This is a genomic window from Chitinophaga filiformis, from assembly GCF_021646545.1.
GTDB classification, from domain to species: domain Bacteria; phylum Bacteroidota; class Bacteroidia; order Chitinophagales; family Chitinophagaceae; genus Chitinophaga; species Chitinophaga filiformis_A.
The window spans coordinates 141,197-153,553 of sequence record NZ_JAKIRP010000017.1; the positions used below are offsets into that span (position 1 = coordinate 141,197).

The 12,357-nt window shown below is 44.2% G+C and carries 11 protein-coding genes; 5 read left to right on the forward strand and 6 right to left on the reverse strand.

Going from position 1 to position 12,357, the window contains the following annotated elements:
- Nucleotides 1-4: 4 nt before the first annotated feature.
- The 5 genes from L3C95_RS29755 to L3C95_RS29775 form a co-directional block, all read right to left on the reverse strand.
- On the reverse strand, nt 5-1,042 hold the full coding sequence (locus L3C95_RS29755) for a hypothetical protein (RefSeq protein ID WP_236393914.1): 1,038 nt from the start codon (nt 1,040-1,042) through the stop codon (nt 5-7).
- Nucleotides 1,043-1,076: 34 nt separating this feature from the next.
- Complete coding sequence (locus L3C95_RS29760; RefSeq protein WP_236393915.1) at nt 1,077-2,972, reverse strand: hypothetical protein; 1,896 nt, start codon at nt 2,970-2,972, stop codon at nt 1,077-1,079.
- A gap of 18 nt (nt 2,973-2,990) precedes the next feature.
- Nucleotides 2,991-4,301, reverse strand: coding sequence for a S8 family peptidase (locus L3C95_RS29765; RefSeq protein WP_236393916.1), 1,311 nt, complete (start codon nt 4,299-4,301; stop codon nt 2,991-2,993).
- 307 nt (nt 4,302-4,608) lie between these two features.
- Nucleotides 4,609-5,310 (reverse strand): DUF6320 domain-containing protein, encoded by a 702-nt coding sequence (locus tag L3C95_RS29770; protein WP_236393917.1) that lies wholly within the window; start codon nt 5,308-5,310, stop codon nt 4,609-4,611.
- 7 nt (nt 5,311-5,317) lie between these two features.
- Nucleotides 5,318-6,595, reverse strand: coding sequence for a hypothetical protein (locus L3C95_RS29775; protein ID WP_236393918.1), 1,278 nt, complete (start codon nt 6,593-6,595; stop codon nt 5,318-5,320).
- A gap of 149 nt (nt 6,596-6,744) precedes the next feature.
- Here L3C95_RS29775 and L3C95_RS29780 point away from each other — a divergent pair, with 149 nt between their 5' ends.
- Nucleotides 6,745-7,593 (forward strand): alpha/beta hydrolase, encoded by an 849-nt coding sequence (locus L3C95_RS29780; RefSeq protein WP_236393919.1) that lies wholly within the window; start codon nt 6,745-6,747, stop codon nt 7,591-7,593.
- 136 nt (nt 7,594-7,729) lie between these two features.
- Nucleotides 7,730-8,065 (forward strand): hypothetical protein, encoded by a 336-nt coding sequence (locus tag L3C95_RS29785; protein WP_236393920.1) that lies wholly within the window; start codon nt 7,730-7,732, stop codon nt 8,063-8,065.
- A 3-nt stretch (nt 8,066-8,068) separates the two neighbouring features.
- Here L3C95_RS29785 and L3C95_RS29790 read toward each other — a convergent pair whose 3' ends face one another.
- Nucleotides 8,069-9,793: a GH39 family glycosyl hydrolase gene (locus L3C95_RS29790; protein ID WP_236393921.1), complete on the reverse strand. Its 1,725-nt coding sequence runs from the start codon at nt 9,791-9,793 to the stop codon at nt 8,069-8,071.
- A gap of 364 nt (nt 9,794-10,157) precedes the next feature.
- On the opposite strand from L3C95_RS29790, the gene L3C95_RS29795 reads away from it, so the two are divergent.
- The 3 genes from L3C95_RS29795 to L3C95_RS29805 are packed head-to-tail and all read left to right on the forward strand — an operon-like array spanning nt 10,158 to nt 12,350.
- On the forward strand, nt 10,158-11,114 hold the full coding sequence (locus tag L3C95_RS29795) for an SPFH domain-containing protein (protein ID WP_236393922.1): 957 nt from the start codon (nt 10,158-10,160) through the stop codon (nt 11,112-11,114).
- Between the two features lie 40 nt (nt 11,115-11,154).
- The gene (locus tag L3C95_RS29800; protein WP_236393923.1) at nt 11,155-11,373 is read left to right on the forward strand and encodes a hypothetical protein; all 219 of its coding nucleotides are present in this window, start codon (nt 11,155-11,157) and stop codon (nt 11,371-11,373) included.
- 2 nt (nt 11,374-11,375) lie between these two features.
- A complete protein-coding gene (locus tag L3C95_RS29805; RefSeq protein ID WP_236393924.1) occupies nt 11,376-12,350 on the forward strand; it encodes a hypothetical protein in 975 nt (324 codons plus the stop codon).
- Nucleotides 12,351-12,357: the final 7 nt, after the last annotated feature.

Genomic DNA, 12,357 nt, shown 5'->3' on the forward strand with positions numbered 1-12,357 from the left:
TTAATTAACGTGCAACAGGAGCTGCCGGTGCGGCTATACCGGGTGCATTGGCTGCCGGTTTCAGTGCCGCCACCCCACCATCAGCATACATATTGGCAAAATTGTCCAGCTTGAAGTAGTCTGTCCTGAACTTGATATTGACATGCCCTTTCAAAGTCGCCGTCAGATCGTCTGTTGCTTTTTTATCAGACGTATTCACCTGGATATTGGTGTTGGTGATGTCTGCACTTACGGATGGGCCACCAAATATAGCTCCGAGTATGCCGCCGTCTGCTTCAAAATGGGTGTTAACAGTGTTGATGTTCTGATCATCATGATGGGCTGAACTGGCGCGGGTGGCTTTAATAGAGAATTCTACCTGGGCGTCAATTTCACCTTTTTCTACTACCAGGCGGGTTACACCCATCAGCAGTACTTCTCTCAATGCGGCGCGGTGTTCCTTTGCCATATTGATCTTCGCTTCCAGTATATGTTTCTTCACCTCTGCATCTTCCATATCATGTTTCTCGCCTTCAGGATTAGTAAGTGCCAGCTTGGAACTGCCGTCTGCCTGTTTCTCAGTGATCACATTATATTTATCTCCACGCGATTCAGCAAGCGTGGCAAAAGCATCATCATCTTTTACCTTTTTGATGAAATCTGCCGTAGACTTGGTAGCTTCTTTCATTAATTTGATGTAGCTGTCAGTCTGTTGTTTCATCACTTTGAGGTTTGCATCAAACACAGATTTCAGCAGATCTGCAACGAATTTCGGAAAGTCGACAGCATCCACCAGTTCTTTAAACGATCTGGTGTCGCCCTGGAAGCCCGGGTCATATCCTTTATATCCCATTTGTTTACCACTATCTGTTGCCATACTTTCTCCCAGTCCATGTTTTTGCATTTGTCTGGAAGTATAGTCGTCTATAAGCGACAGATAGATGCTTTTCTGGTCATCGAGAGACATCGTCTTAAACACATCACTGCTACCCAACACTTCTCTTGCCTGTGCACGGGCGAGTTCTTTTATCTGTGCCCTGGTAGGTATTACATTTATAGCCATAGCTGACAGTACGTTTTGTTAGTTAGCGATTGAATTAAAAGTCCCATTCATCTTTGCCTGCAGAAGGTGCAGATGTTCTTTCAGCAGGTTCTTCATCATCTTCTTTGTCAGCATTCCTTTCCCTGCGACGGTATTCCCTGCCGTCTCTGTCTTCATGCTCGTCTTCTTCCTTCTGCTGCAGTTGTGCCTGACTGATGATGAAGGCATCCACATTACTGATGAATGCGGAGAAGCGTTTATCATCTTCAAACGTAGTCGGATTGTAGGATGCGATGGAGTTAAGAATTTCGTATCCCAGCTTAGCTTTGTTGTAATGAATGGTTGTTTTTGGACGTTGATGTTTCATGCCTTCATAAAGTACTTCCACAACTTTCCACCAGTTACCACCTGCCGGCACAAGTTGTTTCACTATTTCCGGATGATTCAGTATGCGCTTGATAACAAAGTATAATTCATCGTAGATGATCGGTGATATTACATTGGCCATACCGGAGCAATGGGTAGACAGGTTGTATTGCAGATCTTCCACAGCCTGCATAACGGTTTGACGGGATACATAGCTTTCCGGATTAGGACTGTCCTGTGCCCTTTGTATATAGCGGGCTACTTCCATGATCAGTATGCGCCAGAGTTTCGGGAATTCTCTGTTCACTACCACATCATCCGTTACAGGAGCATTACCGTAATTAAACACTTGTCTGTAGAACATACGGCGTTCTGCCGGCCGCGTGCGTTCAATGATCTTGCCGGTTTTTGGATGCGGGAACTTATTGGAGAATACATACATCTGAAGATCCTCTCTCAACTGCGCATCAGAGATCTGGATATTACCTCTTACCATGAATTTATGTGTGAAGAAATTGACAACACTGAAGATGTCAAGTTCTTCGCCCAATGTCATAGAATAGAACATCTGTGCAGCACAGCGGATATTATCAGAAACGACCTGCACAGTTGCTGCATCATCATCAAGAAAGGTTACGCTATAGTCCGGCGCGCTTCCGTCTGTCTCGGTCGTATCGTCTTCCCACCCCGGCGTATTTTCTATTTCATTCATGAAGATAGGCAACAGGATATCGATGTTGTTGTCCGTCACAGGCAGAATAGAAGCTTTGATCTGTTTGATCAGCTTCGGGATCATATTTGGCGGGATGACCGGATAATATTTAGAATCCTTCAGTATCTCCAGCTCACTACTGTTGTCTACATAGTTTTCCAGTGTTTTTGTTACAAACGCACCGAAAGATATAGAAGAGAAGGTAGGATTGCCTTTGACGATATCTGTAATAACGGGATTCTTCTCGTTATTAAACTCCACACTTACTCTTTCTTCATGGATATATTGACGGGCCGCACTGATCTGTGTGTAGACGATCACATTACGGTTGCCGGACCTGTTACCAAAAATGAAGTTGGTAAGCCCGTTGATTTCAGTGTATCCTGCATTATAGCCGTAAGCCAGCAGATAATCGATAATGCTCGGATAACTGAGAATACTGCGGGTGTTCAGATCCAGGGTATTCCAGTTATTGTTAAGGCGCTCTTTAAAATCGAATTTGAGTAATGACAGCCTATCCTCCGCATCAATATATTCCTCTATACTGTAAATCTTATCATATTTGGAATTATTGATGGTGCTGTATATTACATTGAGCAAGCTATCATCCTGCCATTGTTGCTCTCTCTTGTGGCTGTTGCCATACATTCTGGCCTTCAATGGCAGTTGGATAAGTTCTCGTATCGACATGCCCTCAGCGGTCTGAAAGTCACCTCCTTCTTTGACATAGATCGGGGTGCCCAGCAAGTCGTTCAGGTATGTCAGCTGTTCCTTCACATGGCTGTCAATGTCAACAGTAAGACCATTAGTCGTAATGTTAGTTCTGCGTATTTTAACGCCATTGGTGGCAGGGAAAAAGTTTAGCGTTGCCATTACATAATGTTTAAGAATTTATGATAACATATCGTTTAATAGTTTGAACGAATCTGCCAGGTTGAGCAGACCATACCCGGCTTTCTGATCCCTTACTTTGCTGGTTAGCCTGTCTGATGTGTTCCGAAGTATATAGGTGACGTCAGTATTGGTAAGTTTTTTGCCCTTTTCATAGGCGTATGACTTTAGCAAGGCCACAGCGCCACTCACAAAAGGAGATGCCTGGGAAGTGCCCGAGGAAAGTGCGTAGCCATTGTTAAGATAAGAGCTGTAGATGTTGGTACCGGGTGCTACTACGGTGATATCGGCGCCATAAGAGGAGAACCCGGTCATCTGTCCGTTATTATCTACGGCGCCAACAGCGATTACATCTTCCAGGGCGCCGGGGTAATATTTTTCAGGGCTGCCGTCATTGCCACTGGCAGCAACGATAGTGACATTCTTACTGAGCGCGTACTTGACGATATCTTCATGAGGAAGTCCGCCGCCTGAGTGTTTAATACCGAGGCTCATGTTAATCACATCAGCACCATTATCTACCGCCCATTTTATTCCATTGTTAATATTATCCACAATACCGGCGCCCACTATTTTGTTACCGCTTTTCATAGCAGCAAGTACTCTGACCACCATCAGTGAACAGGAAGGACAAACACCCTCATTCATGCGCAGGCCTTTCGCAGCCAGTATGCCCGACACATGTGTGCCATGCCCGACCTGGTCTTCAGGGAGTGCGTTAATGTTTAATACATCTCCTATAAAAGAAGAAGTATCAAGTCCCTGGAGATCCACAAAATTTCTGCGGAGTACGATTTTATTTTCCAGTTCCGGATGACTGAAATGTGCGCCGGTATCTAAAACGGCCACGCGTACATTATTCACGCCTTTGGTCCATTCTTTGGCGTAGGGGAGATAGATCATTTCACCCGGATCCGCGGATACAACGGCCATAGCACCGGCTACTTCTTCTCCGGGAAATTCAGTAGTGCCGAGCAGTAACGTTCTTACTTCAGCAATGAAAGGGAGTTGTTCTATACGTTTGAGAATATGTTTAGGTAAGGCGCCATTGCGCTGCAAAATGAGGCGGAAGGTGCAATGCAGGTGTGCTTTCATTTCATCGGCACTCCACACCCTGTCTTTAGATTGGGATTTATATTCCCTGGTGACCCAGAACTTGTAGTTCGCTTCATCAAACAGCCGGTCCACATCCGGATGGAAACGTTCAATAACAACCGTTTTATCGTTGATGAAGTCCATCCAGTACGGAATATGCGCTGGTAGCTGATCCAGCACTTCTGTAACAACTTTTATGATGATATGCTCTTTCATAAATGCATATACAACACTGTCTGATTAGGGGCAATAACTGGTAATTGCTGCCATTCGTCAGCATTTGGGGTAATTAAATAAATAAGTTTTTCATTCTACGCTACAACACATGTGATCTGTTGCCGAGGTCACAGCAGATTCCACTAATAATGATATTCTAAATTAGATGAGAAGTACGCAAAACCCGTGATACGGTCAAAGGAACATTTAATGCGTCGTTTATAGATTATGGGGTTTTGGACGATGAAGCTAGGAAATATTGAGGAATTCGCAAAAAAAATATCGATAGCTCAGGATAAACTTTGTATCAAACATGAAAGGTTCTTCCCAGGTTTCGCCCTTTTCTTAACCTGAAATGAACAAATAGTAATACCACCACAACCGGTAGAACGCAGGCCGATACGATCAGACTCCAACTTAGCCGCCAGGCCCCGTTGCTGAAGAGCGAAAGAATGTTCTCTGTGCACAGGCACATGACAGCTGCGGCAAGGAATGCATACGCGATCAGGTTGATCCCTTTATAGGCTGCCAGCCGGACGACCTTTATATAGATGAGGGTGATCATATTTAGGCACAATAACAGGGGAACTGCCAATCTGAGCGACCAGCTAATGTCTCCGGTAATCCTATCCAATCCGAGCAGACAAATAGACGACAGGAAAAATCCACAGGCCAGTTTAGGTAGTATGCTTTTTTTCCACAACGACAATACTGATGCATAACAAAAAATGATCAGCCCCACGGCTATGATATACTCAGACCAGGTAATACCGTGATTAAGGATAAAATTCACTGTGAATGCTGCCAGAATGCCGGACCCCAGAATGATGGAAATGATCTCCCACGTAAATTTGCGCTGCCTCTGGTTTAGTGCCAGTTCAGGATAAGCGGCCGGTTTTTCTGAAGTTGGAGCATCAGGGATACCGTCCTGCTCATTCAGCGACAGACCACATAAGGGACAGATCTGCATGTCCGGTTCTAGTTCAACGCCGCAGTTTTTACAATGCATGGTAAGCTTATCTTATAATCTTTACAGGAATTCCGCTCTTCACCAGAAAGGTCAGAATGAGCCGCTCAAGCTCCCTGGACTTTGTGATATTGCCGAAAGTCAGCACCAACTGGTCCTGGAAGCCTACGACCGCGCAATTGACCTTTAATACCTTGTTGGGAGGCGGCGGTATAAAAATGAATCTATCGATAAGTGCGTTAACGTTATTGCCTAAACTAATGTTTCCAAGGTTGGTCACTACTCCGCTGTATTGCTTTGTACCTAAAGTATACAGCTTCGATATGATGAGCGATTTAATTATCAGAGGTATACTCCGTATGAAGGCATTCCGTTCCGTACTGACATTACGCGATAGCATCTTACTGATAAGTTTTTTATCGGTTTCCAGTTGCATTTGATGATAGACCGTTTTAATAATCTCTTCAAACGTATAATGCCCCAGGCGAAGGTCTATTTCAGGTATAACATACAATGAAAAATTCCTCATTGTACGCGATGGGAAAATACGCCTGAGATTAACCGGTACTTCAATTCTCAGTATTTTTCTGTTGGCCCTTTTGCGGAACTCAGGGAGTTGTTCATAAACCTGTTGCAGGGAAAAAAGATAGACGGACGTGAGGTATTCTGTAAGGCTTACATTATGAGCTTTCGCTTCTTTTATGATAGACGCCGTTGGGACAGTCGCTTTCAGCACATGAAAACGGGGACGCCCTCTTAAGCGGAACGGTACATGAAATGCTGCTGGGATCCTTCGCGGCCTGGCGTTGATGTCTTCAGAGTACAGGTTATAGGCGTCTAACGATTCTTCCCGATGAGGGCTTTCATAGACGTTCAGATGCTGAAATTCAGCAGGGGTGGCCAGATGGCATTTTTCAAAATAAACTGCCAGTAAGGTTTTTAAGAATTCAAGGGCACCGGTTCCATCAGTAAGAATATGCGAAAACTCAACACTGATCCGATTCTCCCTTACCAGTACCCTGAACATGAGCTCTTTTTTCCCAAAGGCCCGACAAGGGACCCGTGTATCTACCTCAACGGCAATCGGCTGACCATCAGGTTCCAGATAATACCAGAAAAAGCCTGTTTGCAGCTTTACCTTATAATATGGAAAACGATCCTCTAGGGCTTGAATAGCCAGCAAGAACTGTCGCGCCTTAACCCTCTTCTTTAGTTCCACGCCAACCCTGAATACAGACGTTAATTCGTGGTCTTTTATAACCGGATATATTTTTGCCGCGTTATCCAGTCGAAACCAAAGATCATTGTCATGAACTTTTTTTTGCATAACAACAAGAGTAGTCGTGCCGACTTTTCAATATACTTATCAACTTTAGTGCCTTTTTAAGTACCTTCAGGTTGCCTGACTTTTAACATTCATGGTGATCAATTATTTTGGCTAGTCTTCAAAGCAGGATATTTAAGGTTCTTTTGCGTTTGATCAATAAAAAAGGCTTTCTTGGCCGGCAGTTGAGAACAGGCCGGTTTAACCGGTTTGATTGTGCAGAGCCTCCTTCTTCCCTTTTCAGCAATGTTACAACAATTAAACAGGATGGGCAGAATGTCTTTACCCTGGAGGCTGCCGGTGATGGCGGTAATATCCACATTTTATACCTGCATGGTGGTGCATATGTACAATGTTTTACACTTCTGCATTGGCTCTTTCTATCAGATCTGATAAAAGCAACAGGTGTGGGTATAACAGCTCCCGATTATCCGCTGGCGCCTGCCCATACATATAGGGAAGCTTTCGCCATGGTAGAGACCGTATATAAACAACTATCCATTAAATATGACGCCTCCCGGCTGATCCTCATGGGCGATTCTGCCGGTGGTGGATTTGCACTGGCACTCGCACAAAAGCTAAAAAAGGACAATGTTCCAGTGCCGGCCCGGACTATTTTGCTTTCTCCGTGGCTGGATATCACCCTGGAAAATCCAGTTATCAAATCTCTGGACCAGACGGATCCCTTCCTGGGGGTAGAGAGCTTACGGCAGGCAGGGAAGCTCTACGCAGGCGGTACGGGTACTGATAATCATTTGTTGAGCCCTATAAACGGCCCCCTGACAGGCCTTGGTAAGATCACCGTTTTTGTTGGGGCTAATGAAATACTGGCAGCTGACGCACGAAAATTAAAAGAGCTGGCGCTATCTCAGGGAACCGACCTGGAGTATTACGAATACCCGGATATGGTCCATGCCTGGATGCTTCTGGACTTCCCTGAATCAAAACAGGCAAAACGGCAAATTATTGACCTTATCAAAGCAACAGGTCAAACCAGATAAACATGTGACAATCTTCGGCCTCCTTCATTTTCCTACAAACCGTTCTAAATAAGTAAATTTAATGTTATGTGAATCCTAACTTTGGTCAAAATAGTTTGAACAAAGAATCATCTATCATCAATCCGACAATTTGAATATGGTTAAATTATCTAACAACTATGCAGTTATAAGTTTCAAAAATCAGGCGCCGACAACAGAAGATAAGACACATCACGAATACTACTTCTGCGTTTATCCCTTAGACCATGAAAAACCATTTATGCTGGGAGAATCAATTGGCGGCGGACATGCCGAACGTGGCGGTTCAATAACATTATCGTTAAAAGAATTATTGCAATATAAAGACTGGAAAGAACATATGGAGAAATCAGGCTGTGACTGGGCAATTGAAGTAATTGAACAGTATCAACCTGATATAGAAAGAATAATAAATATTTTAATTAGCCGCAAACAAAGTCGTTTTTTTCACTAACCTTCACCAGTCAAACTTCAACAACGATACCCCCTGTGAAGGTAAGGCCATCCCGATGATTGCCACACCATTCTCAGTTGTTATCCATTCCGGTGAACCTAACAATTGCAGTTGCCCTGCCTTTTCCAATTGCGCAATCTGTTCTGCAGAAGGATTTTTGGGTGAGCCCATTTTCTTCCATACCTCATATGAATTGCTATGCTCATCATCGATCCTGTAATGATGCATACACACTTGTTGAGGTAAACCTTTCAATTGAACAGTGACTTGTTTTGTAGCTTGTTTCACATCATCGTCATGATAGTTCCATAACATGACGGTAGCTCCATGCGCATCTTTACAAGCCATTCCATTAATATCCGGATAAGACCTTCTGAAACTGGAATCCACCGCTGTGCGGAGATCATAACCCTGATCAGAAGTAACAAATACCCGATTACCCTTCATCATCCCAAACATGCGAAACACATTCAGCACGGGCTTATCCACACCATTGGTAGCCAGATCCCTGAAGCCAAAGAACCAGGGTTGGTTCTCAAATTCAAACGACCAGGACACAGCTCCTTTAAAGTTTACCTTGTACTGATCTCCCAGGGCATACTCCCGCGCAAAGGAGGCAGCTGTATAACTGGAATACATTGTTCCATTGCGATAAGCGTTTTCGGGATTGGTATGCATCCCACAGGCGGCACAGCCTTCCGGATCGGATTCACCAATGATAATAGGAATATTTTTCAGCTGAGGATAGGAGGCTACCAGTTTAAAACCAGCTTCGATATCTCTTAATTGCGTGCCCATATTCATCCTTACGTGACCGTCTACAAGCTGAGGAGCGCCTTTGGCATGAAACAATATAGCATCTACAGGTGCGCCTATCTTTTTAGTGACATAATTGGTATCTGAAAAGCAATGTTTAACAAAGGCATGCAGCCATTTCTGAGCGCCTTGTCCACCAGTTCCCGCAACGTTAATACCTCCAATCTTAGCCGTAGGCAGTGCACGTTTTACAGCATCAGCAGTATAGTCATACAGTTTGAAAAATTCTTCCATACTGGCTTTCCAATACAAGCCGTTGGGCTCATTCCAGAGTTCCCAATACCAGCTTTCTACTTCCTGCTGACCGTAGCGCTGTACCGAATGTTTTACCCATTGATAAACCAGCTCTGCCCATTTCTTATAATCCTTTGGGGGATAAGCCCAACCTGTAATGATATCTGAATACGGATCACCCGGTTTCCAGTAATGACGGTAAGGTTCAGGCTTCGTAGACAGTGCCTGCGGCATAAAACCAATTTGAGCAAGCGGTTTCATGCCACGTTGAACATAAGTGTCAAAAATACTGTCAATGATAGCCCAGTTATAAACAGGATTCCCATTGGCATCTTCAGTATAAGCATTCGTAGATCCCCATTTCAGTGCGGCTTCCCCATCACCCGTAACCAACAGACTGTGCGCCCGTACATACACTGGTACAGGCGATAACGCTGCGATTTCAGAAAGCAGCTTCTTACCGTCTTTCATATAGGTGTAGTTAGGCTCGTCATACCCAAACCAGGCCCATGCCGGGTACATGGGACCAATGGGTTTGTTCAGATCTACCTGGATCCTTGCGGCGCCGGAAAGGGGCTTTAAGTTTTGCTGCGCATAGCTCTTACATATGAATGCCGGAAAGCTAAAAATGGTAATGGCAATGAACCACTGACAAGCTAATGAGTATTTTCTGGACATACAGGTATTTCCTTTTATTGAACTTTTAACGTAGAAGTCTTTTTATCTTGTTTCAATTGAATCTTCTGAGATGATCCGGGCATTTCTTAGCGCTTCTGCCACATGCTGTGTAGATGCGGGTAGGCGATATATTCTAAGACAAGATAATATTATAGTTTGTCATTTTGACACAAAATTAATGCCCTGATTATCAGAGATATTCCCTGGATTAAAAAAAAACGAATGACTGGCGGCTAAAAAAATTGCTAAATGGTTTACCAGAAAATAACTAACTTTCGGCATCCTTTACTATCAGTTACGCATATACATATATTTGATGTAATGAATAAAGGTAACCCTGATTAATTAGTGACAATTGAAAACCATGAGTTTACCATTTATCGAAATCATTGAGTGGTTCGAGAAAGACCCCAATTTGTTGATGTGGAATTTTCCTTGCCCAGAAGCCGACATCAAAAATGGAGCTAAGCTGATTGTTCGTGAATCCGAAAAGGCATTGCTGCTAAGCGAAGGCAAACTGGCCGACGTATTCGATCCCGGAACACATACGCTGACTACTGACAACATTCCCTTCCTGACGAAGCTGAAAGGCTGGAAGTATGGCTTCCAGGGCCCTTTTAAAGCGGATGTTTACTATTTCTCCGTTAAGCAGTTTGTAAACCTTAAATGGGGAACGCCAGCGCCTATTATCCTGCCGGATAAGCAATTTGGTCAGGTTCGCCTGAGAGCGTTTGGTAGTTATAGTTTACGTATCTCAGATCCCTCAAAATTTTTCAGGGAATATGCAGGTACATACCCTTACCTGTTTGTGCACGAACTACAGAACAAGCTCCGTGATTATATAGCGCCCAGGTTTGGAGAAGCATTAGCACAGGCGCAGATCCAGGTACTGGACATTGCTGGTAACCTGAGCCTCCTGAATGATAAAATAAGGCCCCTGATCCAGCCGTACTTTGATGCATTCGGTATTGATGTAACAGAATTTACAGTAAGCAGTGTTACCCTGCCTGACGATGTAGCAAAGCATTTTGATACCGTTACCAACATGAATATGGTTACGGACATGGATGCCTATCTTAAATTCAATCAGGCTGCTGCCATCGGCAAACAGGGTACTGCCCTGAATGACGCCGCACAACAGGGCGCCGCTATGGCCTATATGATGAATGCCATGAACGCAGCGAAACCCGAAAGCAAACCTGCAGAAAAACAGGACGATCTTGAAAGCAGGCTGAAACAACTCAAAGCGCTCCATGATAATGGATTGATAGACGCAGAAGAATACAAAGCAAAAAAAGCAGAGATCTTATCCAAATTATAATATCGGCGTAATGCAGGAGGAAAATAAGAAATTATCGTTCATGGAACGAATGAAACAGCGTGCCGTTTCGCAGCAAACCTATGGCGGACAAGCTGAAAACACTGAAGCCAACACAGGAGAAGCGGCTTGCCCCAACTGCGGCGCAGGTCGTGCAAAACAGGATGGATTGACACATTGTGCCTACTGCGGGCATCCCTTCATAACAACTACTCTTACTGACGGTAGCTATATCAAAAAGTCAGATAACTCTAATAGCTAAATATGGGTTTATTTAATTGGGGACAATCACAGGAAGACAAGCAACAATACGAAGCGTTTAAAAGTGAATTGGAAACCCTGGAAAATCGTTTGAACTCCTTCCTTACAAAGCTGGATGAACGTGTGGATATACTGCTTAGCGGATTTATAGAAGAAGCGCCTTCTGTAATAGCCGGAGACGATCGCTTTGGACAGGCTTATTATCGCTTTTCATCTGGTATGAAAGGACAGGCTGGCAACATGCGTGAAAAGGTGCGGGAAGTGCTGGAAAAGCAGATTGAACCTGTCTACCAACGGTATTCAGATATTTTCTCGGTAGAAAGTGAGGCTTACAGTATACTTCGCGAATGGAGACATCGTTGTGCCAGGAAGGCAGATGAATGGGAAGAGCAATTGCAGCGTCGCGTGGATGAAGCAACAGAACTGGTGGAGCAAAAAGATTATGAGCCCATCTTTGAGCAAATGGTGAATACCTACTGGCAGCAATGTCAGTCGGTCAACTGCCGGCAATGTGGCGCCAATCTGAGTATAAAGCAGGTATACTATTATAGTGCCTATGTATCATGCGCTTATTGTCAAACACAGAATATCTTCGAGCCGGGAGCGATGGGCCGCGACATTGAACACACCGCAAGAAAGCTGGCAGAACAACGTAGTAAACACTTCATCGATGCACATGAACAAAGAAAGCGTGAAGAGCAGGACCTTTACGAACAGATACATGAATTGCAGCTGGCGCTGAGCACACAGGAGCGGATGACGAAAAGCGGCCCGGGATATGAGCAGATCCGCTTGCTGGAAGCCCAAAGGGTACAGGCAGAAAATGAAGCTCCTGAATTGCTTGATAAGTATTACAGGAACATTTTTGATGAGCTGACAAAGTTATTGCCGGACCTTGAAGAACATCACGAGAAGTTCTTCAAATCTCTGCAGGCCAATTATCAGCGATATGAAAGTAAAAGAAGTACGGATCTATAGTTAACTA